The sequence below is a fragment of the Pseudomonas tumuqii genome (assembly GCF_013184545.1).
Classification (GTDB): Bacteria; Pseudomonadota; Gammaproteobacteria; order Pseudomonadales; family Pseudomonadaceae; genus Aquipseudomonas; species Aquipseudomonas tumuqii.
In genome coordinates this window covers 35,834-51,884 of the sequence record NZ_JAAOJA010000015.1, presented here as the reverse complement: position 1 = coordinate 51,884, position 16,051 = coordinate 35,834, and the positions used below count along the sequence as shown (strand labels likewise).

The window sequence follows — 16,051 nt, the reverse complement described above, 5'->3', positions numbered from 1 at the left end:
GTGTGGCGCATAGCTTGTAGGCTGAACGCCCCGGCCGCAAGCGCTGGATGCCGGCAGGCGTGCCGTTGTGGTCCTATGGCATCCCGGGGAAAGCCCGCGGCGAAAACATCTGCCAGCACCGCCCTGTACACATCGCGCGCGAGTTTCTAACGATCGGGCGGTCATCGGTTTGGCGAATGGTCAAATTTTACGCTGCTGATATCGGCTGGGCGGGGGAGTTGAGGCATGCGCTGCTTGACCGTCGCTCATCGACTTGTTGGTCTTTAGCGTCATGATGGCGACTGGTAATGAGCGCCCCAAAGTTGCTATTGGCTAGTGGCATCAATTGACCTCTGGCTGCTAGTGATGACTGGCAGAAGTCGGTCAATCTGCCCCCCGTATTCTCTAGGCAGATTTTGTTACCCAGGGTGCTCTCCGAGATAGACACGTTTTCGAACTGGATCAGCGAGTCACCGCCTTCAAGGCGCTCGGTGGCGGTTGGCAACCCCGCGAACAGGCATGGCATTTCGGCAGTTCAGGCAGTTGATGCGATTACAAACGTCAGCGTCCAGAGGCCGCCAGCGTTCGTTTGGGTCGAAAGCTGCCCGGAACCGACCCAGCCATTCACTGACCGCCAGCCAGCTATGCAGATCGTCTGGAGCCGAAGCGCTGCCTAGTGCTTACAAACCCGCAAGCAAGCCCGCAACCAGCGATGAGCCGGATCGGCGTCCATTCGCGGGTGCCAGAGCATGGCGACCGTGAATGTCGGCAGGGTGAGCGGTAGCGGGAAGCTGTGCATGCCGGCGCGCAGGCTGGCGGTGTGCCGTTCCGGGACGTTGACGATCAGCTCGGTGGCGCGGGCCAGGGCGAGTGCGGTGGAAAAGCCGGCGACAATCGTCATGACCTCCCGTGCAAGGCCCAGCGATTTCAGGGCTTCATCGATCGGGCCCTTGTCGAGCCCGCGGCGGGAAACGTAGATGTGCCCGCCAGCCGCATAACGGGCCGGCGTGACCTCGCCCTGGCTCAGCGGGTGGCCCAGGCGCACGACGCCGATGAAGCGGTCGCGGAACAAGGCCTGGGTCCGCAACTCCGGGCTGGCGCCCTGGCCCACGACACCGGTTTCCAGGTCGACGGTGCCGTCGCGCAGGGGCGTGCTGTCTTTATCCGGCTTTTGCATGAAGCACAGGCGTACGCCAGGCGCTTCTTGTGCGATGCGCGCGATCAGCGCCGGCCCGAAGTTCTCCACAAAGCCTTCGCTGCTGCGCAGGGTGAAGGTTCGCAGCAGCTGTTTCGGGTCGATCTGCGCGGCGGGGCGCAGCACCGCTTCGGCGTCCTGCACCAGTTGCGCGACCCGCTCGCCAACAGCGCCAGCACCCGTTTCGGGTCCAGGGTTCCACCTTCGTCGAGCACGGTCTTTAGGGGCTACCGTCCTACGAGCTGGCTGCAGAGCGTGCGATCGCTTTCGTGCCCTCAGCGGAGGCCGCCTCGGCAACATCCTCCAGCCGAGCGGGCGAGCTGTGGCGCCGCGAGACCAGCAACACGCCCGCCAGCACCAAGCCGGCACCCGCCAATTGCGCCAGGGAAACCGGCTCCGAGAGCAACAGCCAACCGAAGAGGATCGTCAGTATCGGGCCCAGTGTGCCGATCAGCACGGTGCGTGCCGCACCTATTTGACGAACCGCCGCCGACTGCCAGAACACCGGCAGTACCGTCGAGAACAGCGCCATCGCCGCGCCATACACATAGACCGGCACTGGCTGGATCAAGGCGGAAAACGGCTGGGTGGCGACGAAGTGCAGCTGGGTGGCGACGGTGGACACCATAATCGCCAGCGCGGCAAAGCGGACGGTGCCGAGGCGATGCACCGCGATCTCGGCCCCGGCGCTATACAGCGCATAGGACACCGCCGAGCCGAAGACGAAGGCCGCGCCGATCAGCACGGCGTTGATGTCCTCCGCTACCTGCAAATCATGGGCGAAGGCCAGGCCGATGCCGGCATAGGACAGCAACAGCGCACCCACTTGGCGTCTCTCCAGGCGTTTGCCCATGGCGAGCACGCCGATGAGTACGGTAATGGTCGGGTAGATGAAGAGAATCAAACGCTCGAGCGCGGCGGAAATGTACTGCAGGCCGATGAAGTCGAGAATGCTGGCGCCGTAATAACCGAGCAGGCCCAGCGCGATCAGCAGGCCCCAATCCTTGCGCGTAAGCGGCGGGGCGGAGCGGCAGAGCGAAAGGCTGACCCAGAGCACGATCGGCAACGCAAAGGTCATGCGCAGGGTCAGCAGCGTGACCGCGTCCACCGGCGCGGCGGCATAGGCCAACTTGACGAAAATCGCCTTGAAGGAAAAACCAAAGGCAGCAAGGATCGCCAGTGCGATGCCGACGCGTTCGGCCGACCAGGTTTTCCATGGCATGGCAGGTAAATCCCTAAGAGTTGTCTTGAATCGAATGATGGCGGGTGTATAACCCCTATGAAATTGGCTTTTTCGCAACTGATCGTTCGGATTCAACCAACCCTATGAGCTATGACCTGACCGACCTGCGCCTCTTCGTCGCGATTGCCGACGCCAAGAACCTGACCCGTGGTGCCGAGCGCGTGCACTTGGCCCCGTCCTCGGCCAGCCATCGTATGCGCTCGCTGGAAGCGTCGATGGGCACGCCGCTGCTGATCCGCGAGCCCCGCGGAATCAGCCTGACCCGTGCCGGCGATGCCCTGTTGCGCCACGCGCGTCAGGTACTTGCCCAGCTCGAACAGATGCACGCCGACCTCACGCCCTACGCCAAAGGCGTGCGCGGGCATGTCAGCCTGTGGGCCAACACCCACGCCACCCATGCCTTTCTGCCTGACAGCCTGTCGACCTTTTTGCAGTGCCATCCGCAAGTCACCATCACCCTGGAGGAGCACACCAGTCCCGAGGTGGTCCTGGCCGTTGCGCGCGGTGAAGTCGACGTCGGCGTGGTGGCGGACACGGTCGAAGGCGCCGAAGTCGAACTGATCCCCTACCGCGCGGACAGGCTGGTGCTGATCGCCCCCATCGATCACTCGATCGCACGGCGGTCCAGTGCGCTTTTTGCCGAGGTCCTGGATTACCCCTTCGTGATGCTGCACGCGGGCTCGGCCATCCACACCTTCACCATGAACGCCGCGGCTGCGCTCGGCCGGCATCTTCAGGTGCGGATTCAGGTGCGCAGCTTCGAGGCGGTATGCCGCATGGTCAGCGCTGGCGTCGGCCTGGGACTGGTGCCCCGCAGCGCCCTAACCGAACACGCCCCGCTCGCTGTTGTCGAGCTGGATGAACCCTGGGCCCAGCGCGACTTGAAGGTCTGCGTACGCAAACGGGAGGCGCTGTCCGGGTTTGCCGCCGATCTGGTGGCCTGCCTGACCGACGGCGACGGGGGCAGGGGATAGACCGAGATGAGTGGGAAGGCGTGCTCGAAAAGGCTGGCGTATCTTTTATGGACGCCCGACGGGGTGAACCTTCAGACCATCTGGTTGTAGAGGAGACGCAACATGGACCGATTCACCGGCGGTTGCCTGTGCGGCAACGTCCGCATTGTCGCCTCGGGACGCCCATACCGGGTCGGCCTTTGTCACTGTCTCGATTGCCGCAAGCATCATGGGGCTCTCTTTCACGCTTCGGCGATCTTTCCCCAGGAGGCGGTGACGATCGCTGGCGAAACACGCGACTACGCAGGGCGGTTTTTCTGTCCCCGCTGCGGCTCGTCGGTTTTCTCCCGAACTGCAGACGAAATCGAAGTACACCTGGGAGCCCTGGATGCCCCTGACCAACTGAAGCCAACCTACGAAAGCTGGGTCGTCCGTCGCGAATCCTGGTTGCCGCCGTTTCCGCTCACGCGACGATACGAACGCGATCGTGACGGTACGGGTCGCCGTGAGGAGTAGGCGGCACCAACGGTGCGAAGACGCCGTTACGAGGTGACCGAGATATGTGCCTTGATCGAGATATCGAACCAGATGCTCGAGGACAGCGCCTTCGATCACGCCGGCCGTCACTGCGCAAGACCGGCCTTGTGCTAGCCGACAACGAAACGCTCATTCGCCATGGTCGGCTAACGCCCCAGATTGGGTGAAACCCGCCGGTTGTCACAGGCAGGTTTGGGCCGTCTCCTTCGTTGATACAGTGAACGCGCATAGGCCATGGTAGGCACGTTGCCGAACTAGTCCGGCTGCCTGCGCGGCTGGAATGCATGTGTCAGTTCCGATTTTGGAGAACCAAGATGATCAGCAAAAATACGATTTGCCTCTGGTATGACGGCACCGCATTGGACGCTGCGAAGTTCTATGCCGAGACGTTCCCGGATAGTGCTGTGGGAGCTGTCCATCGCGCGCCTGGCGACTATCCGGCGGGCAAACAGGGCGATGTCATTACGGTCGAGTTCACGGTGATGGGCATCCCCTGTCTTGGGCTGAACGGAGGCCCGGCGTTCAAGCACAACGAGGCGTTCTCGTTCCAGGTTGCGACCGACGATCAGGCCGAAACGGACCGCTTATGGAACGCGATTGTCGGAAACGGCGGCGAGGAAAGCGCATGCGGCTGGTGCAAGGACAAGTGGGGGCTGTCGTGGCAGATCACGCCACGCGCATTGACCGCTGCGATAGCCGATCCTGATCGAGCGGCGGCCAAGCGCGCGTTCGAAGCCATGATGAACATGAGAAAGATCGACATCGCGACGATCGAAGCGGCTCTGAAGCAGTAACCCGCGCTGGTGCCGTTGGCTACGGCATGGCCGTTGGATTCGATGAAAGAGCCGGCTCACGATGGGAGTAGCAGTGTCGTGCCGTAGCCCTGGATGGGAGGGGCGTTGTGCGGTCGAGGGCTGGAATTTACGTCTGGCAGAAAAAGCAAAGGCCTGCATCGCTGCAAGCCTTTGTTTTATATGGTGCCGGCACCAAGAGTCGAACTCGTGAGCTACTGATTACAAGCGGCTCGCTTCAGTGTTTTCCGACGTTTCGCAGAATTACATGTAAATCGCTGAAGCCATTGTTTTAAATGGGGTTATGTCACTTTCTTGTTTTTCATTGTTTCAGATTGTACCGTTGCAGCACGCCCCCGAACGGGGAGCAGAACGGGGAGCAACGGGGAGCAGAAATGGCCACCACTAAGACCAAGGATGACAAACGGATCACTGACCTTCAGGTACGCAACCTGAAGGGAAAAATCTCAGAACCAGCAGACAAGGATCAGAAGCGCGGCTTCGGCACCTTGTTGTTCGAGCGCAGGCCGTCCGGCATCGTCGAGGCGTACTACCGCCAGCGGGTAAACGGCAAAGACGTGAGTTTGAAGCTGGGCACTTACAAGTCGAACCCTCGGGCTGCCGGGATGACCGTCTCGCAGATTCGGGACAAGGCAAACGAGTACGCAGCAATCGCCGCCGAGCGCGGTGACGTCAAGGCTTTCATCGAAGAGCAGGAAGCTGCCGCCGCACTGAAGCGTGCCGAGCGTCAGCGCCTGGCCGAGATCGAAGCATCGCGCGGCAGCTTCGGCGAGCTATTTCTCGACTATATCGAGTCGCGCCGACAGAAGGCTACGGCTGGCGTCGTCAAGGAGTTGGAGCGGCTGTATCAGACCAACATGCTAAAGCCGCACCCCTGCATCATGGCGATGAAGGCGCGCGACATTCGCCCCGACCACATTCTCGACATTCTCAATCCGATCTGGGAGCGCGGCGCAAAGGTACAGGCCGAGCGTATGCGTTCGTTCCTGTCGGCGGCATTCAATCATGGCCTGCGCGCTGAGAACGCGGTCGGTAGGGCGAATGCCAAGAGCTACAACCTGGAGAACAACCCGGCAACCGTGGTGGCGGTCGAAAAGGTATCGGCACCGGCCACCCGCGCGCTGTCGGATGCCGAACTGCGCCATTTCTGGGAAACCATTGAAAGCACCGAAGGCGTTGGGCCGGTCATGGCGCTGTTGTTCAAGTTCGTCATTTCCACGGGTGGGCAGCGCATCTTCAACGTCTGCCAGACCACTTGGGATGATTACGACCTGGAAGCCGGCACTGTTCGCCTGATCCACCGAAAGGGGCGTGGGGGCCAGACAATGAGCAGGCCGCACCTTGTCCCGCTATCACCGCGCGCCGTCGCCATTATGGAGCGCGTGAGAGAGATTAACGGATGTCACCCTTGGCCGTGGACCACAACTGGAAAGCAGCACATTGTCGTCAGCAGCCCCCGGCACGCAGTTGCCGATTGGCTTAGTTCTGAGCATGCGGTAATCGAGGAGAAGCAGATTCCCAGCTTCTCGCCGCGCGACCTGCGCCGCACCTGCACTCAATTGATGCAAAGACATGGTATCAGCGACCAACTGTCCGACTTGCTCCAGGCACATGGGCAGACTGGCGTAGCCAATCTGCACTATCGCAACAACCCCGAAGCGGCGCTGCCGGAGAAAAAACGTGCCATTGAGCTTTTCGACCGAGCGCTAGCCGGGGTCCTCGGTGAGACTAGTGCGCAAATTGGCAATGTGGTCACTCTGAAGAGCAGGCGCGGAAAATAATCTGTCTTGGAAACCCAGGAAATACGCGGGCTGGCGTCGCGATTATGTGACTGGACATAGACCGTCAAGACTGCACCTTTGTGAAACATCTCGGTAGCATGAAGGCGTTGGCGAGACATATCCGAACGGGCGTAGTACCGCGTCGCGTCCAAGATGGCGAGAGCTGCAGAAGCGTCGAAGTAGGTTATGTCGTTGCTGGGTACAGAAATGAAAAGCCCCAACCTTGCAGGGTCGGGGCTTAATTCGGGAAGGACATTGACCTGTCCTCGCGTACCAGCAAGCCAGCAAGCGCCCCGAGGGTATGAAGTTCTCACGCTTCAAGCGGTAAGCATTGCTTACCACGCGAGAGTATCAAGCCAGCGTATTTTTGCGTCAACGCAAAAATACATCACCCAGATCTACGGTCTGGCGGCTTGTTGCTCCCATCCCGCGGGTTTTCTAGTTTGTTTAGTGGAATCCCTTGCATGGCACATATTGCTGTCAACACCAATGCTGTTCCCAATCTGCCGATTCCCGGCACCCTCGCCACGACTGCTCAGCTCTGCAACCGCTACCAAGTCAGCCGCACCACCTGGTGGCGCTGGTCGCAGAGTGCTGGCTTCCCGCGCCCTGTCCGCTACGGTCGCTCGGTTCGCTGGTCGGTCGAGGCCATCGAAGCCTTCCTGACTCAGCAGGAGGGCTAATCCATGCAAACCGGACAACTCCGCAAATCGGCGGGGCAGGGCTCGCTCGGCTCGAAGAAAGCTGTTGCGCTCAGCATCAGGCTGAACACGGGTAGTGCTGAGCCGCGGGTCGATAGCCGTGCGCTGGCTCGGCTGTTTGGCAATCATCACCGCAACGTCATGGTGCTGATCCAGAAGCATGCCGAGCAGTTCAAGAAGTTTGGCCATCTGCTGTTTGAAACGCAGGTTGGTGAACGCAAGCAGGGGGGCGGAAAGGCTGAGCGCTATGCGCGGCTGAATGAAGATCAGGCGATCTACCTGCTAACGCTGGCGAAGAACAACGACCGGGTAGTGCCGCTGAAGGCGGAGCTTGTAGCCGCTTTCCGCATGGCCCGTGACCGCGCGAGCGTCAGAGCTACCCAGTACCTGCCGCTCTACCATAGTGTTCACGATGCTGTGGAGGCGTTGATCCATCGTGCACGTGAATGTGGCAGCACGACGCCGGATGCAATTTTTCACGGCAACGCCAACAGGATGCTGAATTCGGTGCTGGGGATTACGAGCGGCGAACGCGAAAACCTGACGGTCGCACAGCAGCTGACTCTCAGCAGCTTGCAGCTTGTCTTCGTTCGCGCGGTTCTGGACGGCCTCGCTGAGGGTAACGACCACCGCACGGTCACGCGCAGGGCCAAGGCTGCTTGCGAGGGTTATATGGTCGGCGCGGGCCACCTGCTCCTGCCCCCCGCCGTATCCGTGCAGTCCCTCGGTTCCCCCGCAAGCCAGGCAGTGAGGTAGACCATGCCGAGGCGTCGACCGTTCGCGGCTCGCTGTCTTGCCGACTACAGGGGGCGTACTGCGCCCTCTGGGGAGGCCGGGCATGGCACGTAGCCGACTGAAGTGCAAAGGGCGGGCCGAGGGTGGTGGATTCATCGCTCTACCTCATGCGCTGTATGACAGCCCGGCATTTACCAGCCTGAGCGGAACAGAGCACAAGGTGTTGCTTGGCCTGATGCGGCAGTACCGGGGCAAGAACAACGGCAACCTGTCGGCCTCTCACACTCAGGCCAAGGTGTGGGGTGTGGGCAGCAAGACATCGCTGGCCAAAGCTCTGGATCGACTGCAGCAGCTTGATCTGATCATCCGCACCCGCGAAGGCGTCTTCCTCAATCCCGGCGGTCGCTGCGCATTGTATGCGCTGACCTGGCTGCGCATCGATGACTGTCCCGGCAAGGATCTGGAGGTGAATCCGACCGTCACACCGCTGCTCAAACTGAGCATGCTGAAGAGCAGAATGCCCGGTCCAGTTTCTGTACCTGGCTGAGTACAGTTTCTGTACGCACGGTGCCGTGGCGAGGTGTTCAAGCTACCGCCGTGCGTACATTTTCTGTACCGATGGAGCACCTTCACCCGGTCCAGTTTCTGGACTCCCTTCTATATCTACCATGCCGTGGTATCTACAGCGCCGTCAGGCTCGCACTCAAAACTGCTTAAACGAATGAAGGATAAAGGCTCGCTGATACAGCAAGGCGAGAGACGTTGGGCGGCCTATAAGCTCGGCTAAACATGCTATGAGCCGCTATGAGCCGCTATGAGCCGCTATGAGCCTGTATGGGCTTATACGCATGGGATTCAGTCAGTTAACGGGCGGGGGTTAACAGGCCGGTTAACAGCGAAATAACCTTTTCTCTGCACAGGTTACCAGCGTGGTTACCATCGAAAGAAAGGCTTCAGACAATCCGGTGGGTGGCTTCAAACTTCCATTTTCCGCCTGGTATCCAGGCCCGGTATCCAGGCTTGGTATCCACGGAAAGCGCGAGTGAGCGCGCTATCTGCAAACGAGCGCAAGCTGGCGAGCTCCCTGCGCTTTTGCGCGATCTGGGGGCTTGCCCGGATGCCCCAGATATCTCCGATTCGGAGTGGTGCTTACTGTCCGGCAAGATTGCCCTTGTAAATACATATCACAAACCAGCTACTGGTGAGCATCGACTGGGCGCTGCAGGTTGCGACTCAGGTAATCATCAGGCTAGCGACGATTGCAGAGACAACCGTCGCTATCGGCTAAAAGCGGCCCTTCGCGGACCAATCATGCATGTGAGTCTTTACAACAGCTATTGTGATAGCTATTGTAGCTACAAGACAAATAGATGCTGAGGTTCAAAATGATCACCCTCCAAATCAACCTTCCAGACCAGACTCTTGCCAACGCTATCGCTGCCGCTACCAAGCATGGGCTGTCGCTGGATGACTACATTGATATGCAGCTAAGCAGTGGCGATTTCATACCAGAGGCTACACCGGCAGCTCCTGGTCACGAGCCCATTGAAGGACTTGCTCAGTCCCTATTTGACTCGGCAATTGAGCTCCCCGAAGACGGCCTGCCCTTTTTGGTTGAGGAAATCTACAAACAACTTGATCTCAGCCCGTGGGAAGCTCGGAGTGCAGGAACTCGAATTCGGCTCGGCAAAGCCTTCATGCGTCTTGTCAAAGCGCAGCCAGAGGGTGGAAGGGTGCGGGAAGATAAGATTCAGGTCCGGATAGATAGCGTCGGAAAAACCGCCCAGAATCAACAGTTGTATCGAACTGTTCGGGTAGGTTAACCGTCTGGCCACGTAGCGCGGAGCTGACGAACGCCATGGCAAGATAAACACCCAGATGGGCCGTGGCACAGTGCGCCTGCCGTGGGTGCCGGCTGTAGGGCGTTGGGTGATGAAGCAGCAGCTTAAATCATCCGGCTACACCTGCCGCTGGGGAGCGTTGCCCGTGGTGCGTTGACGAGTTCGGCTGGTCATGTGCATTGTTGGGGTACGCATACATCCCTCTCGAGCTTCCAACGGAATACGTCACTGCATGGACGAGACAATCAGCTACCTGAAAGACCGCTTCAAAGAGGAACAAGGACGCTTCGATCATTTCGAGAATAAGTGTGCGAAATTTTTGACTGCAGTGTCGATCGTAATTGCGGCACTGAGCGCATTGACGGGGTTAAAGGGTGGGGTATTGTTCCAAGTATCGTCACCATTCGAAGTGGTGATTTTTCTATCATTTACCGCTGCAGCTGTCTGCATCGCCTGCTCATGGGGGCATGCCTTGAGCGCTTTGCGCATTAGCGAATGCCCGAGCCTTCCTTCAAATCGGCCAACTGCGGATTATCTGCGGATCGTCGACGCTGAGCAGCAAAAGCTACACATCTACAACTGCTACATTGACACCCTCGAAAAGCTAAAGAAGGCAATTGATGAGAAATCCAAGCCCTTGGAATTGGCGTACAGCGAGCTTGTCTTTGGGGCCAGTTTTCTCATGCTACTCGCGATACTTACCGCTATTAGGGAGCTAACAATATGACAGACAAAAAAACACAGAATAACGAAAACAGGACTCCACCTCCGCCACCGGCTACCACAGAATATCAGCGTAGATCTGAAGAACCCGCCCTGAACCAGCGTGTGCCTCCAGATAAGCGCTGATGCCTTGAAGCCAACTCTGGACTGACACCGCAGCGGACTAAAAAAAGAGGGTCACCTTACCGGCGGCTTTACGCCGACTCCTGCCTTTTCCCACCGGCAGCAATGGGTCGACTCCGGCCTGTCGCGACAGGCAGCAGCCGGCCAAAAGCGGGCATTCCGGAAGAAAAATAAATCTGTTCCCTTTTCATACTTTTCATATTTGCGCCAGTAGGTAAATCCAGAGCTCTCTGACAGCCATCGCGGGCGTTTTGCAACTCAGCATTTCAAGCCCCATCGTGGTCTTGAGATTGCGCAGATCCAACTCGATATGCCAACGACTGTTGAACAGGCCTTTGAGCTCTGCCTTGGGCGTGCGGTTTGTACAACACAATGTCGTTACCAGTATCTTGCCCCCAACTTTCAATTCTCGAATCTCCAGCCTTTCAGGGACTTGTTCGTAGTACACCGGGCTCATCCAGGCCGGACGTTTCGATGGCTTTTCTAGGCTAATCAAGTGGTCGCGTGTGCCCAGACGTTTACCGCGCCGAAAGTCGGTGCTGCGCCGACGCGCGCCATATTGCTCGAACACACCATCAATGCCTCTACGCTGCAATTCGCACAGCAAGAAGTAGGTTGCATAGTAGGCATCTCCCACTAGGACATCGCCTGCATTCAACGTATCGAGCATCGACCGTAGCAACGTCTGCTCATCTCCGCCTTTACCCCGAAAACGCCCCAGCGCCGCGTTCAGCACCGCACCACTGGAAAGGCAGACAATTCCAACCAGCCGGCAAATCGGAAAACCAAGCCCCGGTTTTTGCCCGCGCGATTGTGGATAGGCTGCCTGATTGGCCGCCGTATCCGGCATCGACACCGTCGTGCCGTCCACGAGTCGCACAGGCCTGCCCATCCATTGCCATGTCTTGGCGGAGTAAGCGCTAATCATGCTTCCCGTACTTCGTAGCAATGTGGAAACCATCTCCACAGGGAGCCTCTGACGAGCTTGGCAGTAGCCACCTGTATGAGTGCTGCAAGGTTTCAAACCGCCGAGTAATTGCTTGACGGCCATGTCATTGACCGCCTTCTGGCAGGAGCGATCGGCGCTTAATGCCTGGGCCATGAACATCGAAAGCGTCTCCGTCGGCGGGAACAGACGCTCCCGATGATCCGGTAGCAGTGACTCAACGCAGTCGAATAATTCGGGGCTGGTAAGCAGGTTGAAGAAGGCGTAAGCGTCAGTATTTGAAGCTTTCCGACTGACACGCTGCTGCTGTTGATGAATAACCGCTTGGCGCCTAGGATTCATGTGGGCTGCTCCTTGGGTTCGGTGTGTGTTCGCAACTATCACCGTAGACCAAGAGCAGCCTTTCTCATTCCTGATCAATCACTTAGCGCTTAAGTAAGTGCCATTCCACTCCGACCCCTTTAACCCTTAAGCCCTTAAGCCGGTAATCTCATGCCGGTGAACGAGTCCCGCGTCAGCGCTGCTGTGGAGCTGTTCGTCCAAGCCTATACATGAGATGCAGTTGCCCGTCTGGATTGCCGCTGACACTGTGGGATGTCGCTCTCCGCGTTTTATCCCAGACAGCCGTACGCCTTGATAGAGCTATGCGGGCATGCGCGGATGGCGTGAAGTCCCGGTTGAATGCAACCACGTCTTCATGGCTAGGCTGCGGGCAAAGAGTTCAGGGCCAGGATGGCATTGTCCACACGTACCGTGTATCCAGAGGTCCCCCCGAGTACACCCTTACAGAGCTAGGCCATGCGCTGGGGCCGACCATGGCCGCCCAGATTGATTGGGCCGAGCTTCGTCACAAGTTCGACAACCGGTGAAACGATCTGTGTTCACCGTTTTGAGACCTTCCGATACTCGCTCGGCGATTGTCCGAACCAGCGCCGGAACGCACGCGTGAAACTGGCGGCATCACCGTAGCCAAGCTGAATCGCCATCTCTTCCAGCTTCATCTCCGTGTTTTCCAGCAGTTGCCCCGCGAGTTGTCCACGCTCCGCGTCGACAAGGTTGCGGAAGCTGGTGCCTTCCTCTGCCAGTCTACGACGCAGGCTGCGCGGTGCCATTGCCAGCTGACTCGCAACATCTTCGAGGGAGGCCACCAGCCCCGTCGAACCCAGGAGAAGCTGTCGGACCTGGCCGGTGATGCCGGCGACCTGTCGTCTCTCCAGTTGCGCGCGGCACTGCTCTTCCAGTAGCCGCACCAGATGCACGTCGTACATCGGCAGAGACAGTTCCGCGTCCTGTCGACGCAGCACGATGGCGTTGCGCGAACATTCATAGTGAGGCGCGATGCCGCTGAGTGCTTCGATCCGGTCCGTGTGCGCCGGCGGCTTGCCCTGGAATTCGAGCCGCAGCACGCGCAGCCCCGAAAGCCCGAGCTCGTCGAACAGATTGATGGCTGTCGCCGTATCGCGTTCCAGTAGGAACTGCCGCAGGTGATGGGGGATCGCTGAGGCGTCGGCGCTAATGCCGTATTCGTGCTGATCGCAGAATATCGCCAGCCGGCAGTACGCCGTGCTCAGCGGCAGATAGCGCAGCGCACGCTGGAGGGCCTCACGCACATTGCGGCTGGTCCGCAGCGCAAATCCCCAGATGCCGAAGGTCGCCACGTTGTAGCGCAGGCCAAGCTCGAAGCCTAGTGCGGGAACGTCCGGTAAGGCGAGCATCAGGTTTTCAATCAGGCGCATCTCCTGCTCGCGTGCGATCAGGGCATCCGCGTCCCGCAACTGCGCTTCGCTGATGCCGGTACCTAGCAAGCAGGTCTGCGCATCGATGCCGTATCGCGCCGCGAAGTTCACCATCACCTGACTGATGGCAACTGGGTGCTGGAAGCTTGTGTCCATTGATAGGCCCATAGCGGAAATTTCTGGAACAACGACGAGATACGACCTGGCCGCAAATGCATGGCAGTAGTCCCCCAATGCCCTGTCAAGCATACAGAGCTGCCCGCTAGTGTTGCGTAACTACGAGGCCCCTGGAGGACGACCATGCATCACGATCTAAACGCGCTGAACAAACAGGCCATCGCCACGGCACGCGAATACACCAGTGAACTAGCCTGGCGGACGATGGCACTGGTGCTGCTGGTGTGGGTATTGCTTATCGCGGACTTTTACCTGTTTGCGACAGGCCAGTTGTCGCTGGCACCTGCAATACTGATCTACTCCATCGCCACTTATATGTCCTATACGCCGCTGCATGAGGCTGTGCATGGCAACATTCATGGCGATCATGATCGACTGCAGTGGCTCAATAATCTCTGTGGATACCTAGTGGCACCTTTGATCATGGTGCCGTTCTCTACTCACAAGGTCGAACATTTCACGCATCATCGCTACACCAACCAGCCGGACAAGGATCCGGACTACGTCGTCAGCGGCATGCGCGCTGGCTTTCTCGCCTTCCTGGTTTGCGGATTTCGTTTTCTGTGGACCCAGAACACCTTCCTGTTCCGCGACTATTGGGCGACCGCTCCGCGACGGATAAAGGCAGCCTACATTGCGGAAGTGCTGTTCGCGATCGGTTGGCGGGTCGCGTTCATTACGCTGATTGCTCGAGAACATACCTGGGCACTGTTGGTATTCGGCTACTTGGCCGGTGCATTCTTCGTATCGTACTGGTTCGCGTATCGCCCGCATTTACCGTACGAAAACTCCACTCGTTACCGGAACACCAACAGCCTGATCATGCCCGGGTGGATGAAACCGTTGGAGTGGTTCTGGCTCGGTCAGAACCTGCACTCAGTGCACCATCTGTTTCCGCGGGTGCCGTTCTATCGCTACCACGCACTGCATCGCCGGATCGAGCCGGTCATGCGCGCTCACGGCACGCCCATGATCGGTATTTTCAGCCGACGCAACGTCGAAAGCGAAGACGCCCAATTGCGCACCACGGAGTCGTCCTGATGTTTCGCCAATACCTCTGTGAAATCTGCGGCCACATCTACGACGAAGCGCTGGGCGCGCCACAAGAGGGTATTGCGCCTGGGACCCGCTGGGAGGACGTGCCGGACAGCTGGGTATGCCCGGATTGCGGCGTCACCAAAAGCGATTTCGGCCTCTGCGAGTCTTGAGTTCAGTTCCGCCGAACAGCAGCCAGGTGCACGACAACAACGGTTACGGAGCAAGTTGAAATGAAACCACTGATTATTGTGGGTACGGGGCTAGCGGGCTATACCCTGGCGCGCGAGTACCGCAAACGTGAACCGAATGTGCCTTTGGTATTGCTGACCGACGACGATGGCGCGTTCTATTCCAAGCCTCGTCTGTCGAACGCCTTTAAGGACGGCAAGTCAGCCGATCAACTGCTGCAAATGCCGGCCGATGAGATGGCCAAACAGCTCAATGCAACCATTCTCACTGGCGTTTGTGTGTCCATGATCGATCCGCAGGCGAACACCCTTTTGGTCGATGGCCAGACGCTTGCCTGGAGCAAACTGGTCCTGGCCTGCGGAGCAAATCCGGTTCGCCTGCCTCTTGCTGGCGATGCTGTCGATCAAGTGCTCTCGGTCAACAACAGACTCGATTATGCCTCGTTCAGAGAAGCTCTGATCGGCAAGCGAAGCGTTGTGTTGCTGGGCGCCGGACTGATCGGCTGTGAGTTTGCCAACGATTTGGCGGGACATGGTTTTGCGGTGACGGTGGTCGACTGTGCGCCCCACCCTCTGGGACGCCTGCTCCCGGTTGAGGGTGGTGCCGCCTTGCAGAAACGACTTGAACAAGCGGGGGTGCGCTTTCGTTTAGGCAGCAGCATCGCTCGCGTCGACCGGAGTGCAGCGTCATTGAAACTCACACTCGATGACGCCAGCGTCCTGGACGCTGACATGGTGTTGTCTGCTGTCGGGCTGACGCCGAGGGCTGAACTCGCCACCGCTGCTGGCCTTGCAGTGCAGCGCGGCATCGTCACCGATCAAATGCTGCAAACCTCACACCCGGACATTTACGCTCTCGGTGACGTTGTGCAAATTGACGGTTGGGTGCTGCCGTTTGTGTTGCCGCTGATGGCTCAGGCTCGCGCTCTCGCGGCCACGCTCAGCGGCCAGCCCACGCCTGTGCACTATCCGGCGTTTCCAGTAACCGTCAAAACACCCGCCTGCCCCACCGTTATCTGTCCACCAGCCTTAGGTATCGATGGGCAATGGCTGAACAAAACGCTGCCCGATGGCTGGCGTGGTGAATATCGGTCAACGGGGGGGGAGCTTCATGGCTTTGCACTTATGGGAGAAACCGCCATAAGAGATCGCCTTTTGCTTGCCAAACAGATCAAGGACTGGCTGCCAGTCCTGCCCCACCTTTCAACTACTGAATGTTTACCGGCGTGAGTTGAGTCAACGCGAACGGGTGACGACCTGTTTTTTCTGAACGACATACTGGGGACAATCGGGGGACAGACCACGGTTTTGGCTTGAATGATCAAGCAGATACGAAATTACCG

At 58.8% G+C, this 16,051-nt stretch carries 17 protein-coding genes and 1 pseudogene; 14 read left to right on the top strand and 4 right to left on the bottom strand.

Annotation, left to right across the window (positions count from 1 at the left end; all coding sequences use genetic code 11):
* Positions 1–652: 652 nt before the first annotated feature.
* Both G9C89_RS21635 and G9C89_RS21630 read right to left on the bottom strand, forming a co-directional pair.
* Entirely contained in the window at positions 653–1,474 is an 822-nt protein-coding gene (locus tag G9C89_RS21635) for a LysR substrate-binding domain-containing protein (protein ID WP_218575963.1), read from the bottom strand.
* Entirely contained in the window at positions 1,410–2,396 is a 987-nt protein-coding gene (locus G9C89_RS21630; RefSeq protein ID WP_172152083.1) for a DMT family transporter, read from the bottom strand. The genes G9C89_RS21635 and G9C89_RS21630 overlap by 65 nt, the downstream gene beginning before the upstream one ends.
* Before the next feature lie 104 nt (positions 2,397–2,500).
* Between G9C89_RS21630 and G9C89_RS21625 the strand changes: the two genes are divergently transcribed.
* From G9C89_RS21625 to G9C89_RS21580, 10 genes are all read left to right on the top strand, one after another.
* Positions 2,501–3,391, top strand: coding sequence for a LysR substrate-binding domain-containing protein (locus G9C89_RS21625; protein ID WP_172152081.1), 891 nt, complete (start codon positions 2,501–2,503; stop codon positions 3,389–3,391).
* 102 nt (positions 3,392–3,493) lie between these two features.
* Entirely contained in the window at positions 3,494–3,886 is a 393-nt protein-coding gene (locus G9C89_RS21620) for a GFA family protein (protein WP_172152079.1), read from the top strand.
* A gap of 335 nt (positions 3,887–4,221) precedes the next feature.
* On the top strand, positions 4,222–4,701 hold the full coding sequence (locus G9C89_RS21615; protein WP_172152077.1) for a VOC family protein: 480 nt from the start codon (positions 4,222–4,224) through the stop codon (positions 4,699–4,701).
* A gap of 392 nt (positions 4,702–5,093) precedes the next feature.
* Positions 5,094–6,500, top strand: a complete 1,407-nt coding sequence (locus G9C89_RS21610; protein ID WP_172152075.1) for a tyrosine-type recombinase/integrase — start codon at positions 5,094–5,096, stop codon at positions 6,498–6,500.
* A gap of 464 nt (positions 6,501–6,964) precedes the next feature.
* Entirely contained in the window at positions 6,965–7,183 is a 219-nt protein-coding gene (locus G9C89_RS21605) for a helix-turn-helix transcriptional regulator (protein ID WP_172152073.1), read from the top strand.
* 3 nt (positions 7,184–7,186) lie between these two features.
* Positions 7,187–7,957, top strand: coding sequence for a Rha family transcriptional regulator (locus tag G9C89_RS21600; protein ID WP_172152071.1), 771 nt, complete (start codon positions 7,187–7,189; stop codon positions 7,955–7,957).
* Between the two features lie 82 nt (positions 7,958–8,039).
* Positions 8,040–8,483, top strand: coding sequence for a hypothetical protein (locus G9C89_RS21595; protein WP_172152069.1), 444 nt, complete (start codon positions 8,040–8,042; stop codon positions 8,481–8,483).
* 838 nt (positions 8,484–9,321) lie between these two features.
* The gene (locus G9C89_RS21590; protein WP_172152067.1) at positions 9,322–9,759 is read left to right on the top strand and encodes a hypothetical protein; all 438 of its coding nucleotides are present in this window, start codon (positions 9,322–9,324) and stop codon (positions 9,757–9,759) included.
* A 43-nt stretch (positions 9,760–9,802) separates the two neighbouring features.
* The gene (locus G9C89_RS21585) at positions 9,803–9,934 is read left to right on the top strand and encodes a DUF4113 domain-containing protein (RefSeq protein ID WP_315852837.1); all 132 of its coding nucleotides are present in this window, start codon (positions 9,803–9,805) and stop codon (positions 9,932–9,934) included.
* A gap of 75 nt (positions 9,935–10,009) precedes the next feature.
* On the top strand, positions 10,010–10,504 hold the full coding sequence (locus G9C89_RS21580; RefSeq protein ID WP_172152063.1) for a hypothetical protein: 495 nt from the start codon (positions 10,010–10,012) through the stop codon (positions 10,502–10,504).
* A gap of 324 nt (positions 10,505–10,828) precedes the next feature.
* Here G9C89_RS21580 and G9C89_RS21575 read toward each other — a convergent pair.
* Positions 10,829–11,911 (bottom strand): annotated as a pseudogene (locus G9C89_RS21575) (IS4 family transposase); the annotation flags it as partial.
* 209 nt (positions 11,912–12,120) lie between these two features.
* On the opposite strand from G9C89_RS21575, the gene G9C89_RS21570 reads away from it, so the two are divergent.
* Complete coding sequence (locus G9C89_RS21570; RefSeq protein ID WP_172152061.1) at positions 12,121–12,438, top strand: winged helix-turn-helix transcriptional regulator; 318 nt, start codon at positions 12,121–12,123, stop codon at positions 12,436–12,438.
* A 12-nt stretch (positions 12,439–12,450) separates the two neighbouring features.
* Here the strand turns inward: G9C89_RS21570 and G9C89_RS21565 are convergent, their stop codons facing one another.
* Positions 12,451–13,461 carry an AraC family transcriptional regulator gene (locus tag G9C89_RS21565; protein ID WP_218575962.1) on the bottom strand — a complete coding sequence of 337 codons (1,011 nt, stop codon included), beginning with the start codon at positions 13,459–13,461 and terminating at the stop codon, positions 12,451–12,453.
* A gap of 144 nt (positions 13,462–13,605) precedes the next feature.
* On the opposite strand from G9C89_RS21565, the gene G9C89_RS21560 reads away from it, so the two are divergent.
* From G9C89_RS21560 to G9C89_RS21550, 3 genes are read left to right on the top strand one after another with little or no spacing between them, the layout of a single operon-like run.
* On the top strand, positions 13,606–14,523 hold the full coding sequence (locus G9C89_RS21560; protein ID WP_172152059.1) for a fatty acid desaturase family protein: 918 nt from the start codon (positions 13,606–13,608) through the stop codon (positions 14,521–14,523).
* On the top strand, positions 14,523–14,690 hold the full coding sequence (locus G9C89_RS21555; protein WP_172152057.1) for a rubredoxin: 168 nt from the start codon (positions 14,523–14,525) through the stop codon (positions 14,688–14,690). Before G9C89_RS21560 ends, G9C89_RS21555 begins: the two co-directional genes overlap by 1 nt.
* A gap of 60 nt (positions 14,691–14,750) precedes the next feature.
* Positions 14,751–15,938 (top strand): NAD(P)/FAD-dependent oxidoreductase, encoded by a 1,188-nt coding sequence (locus G9C89_RS21550; RefSeq protein ID WP_172152055.1) that lies wholly within the window; start codon positions 14,751–14,753, stop codon positions 15,936–15,938.
* Positions 15,939–16,051 lie beyond the last annotated feature (113 nt).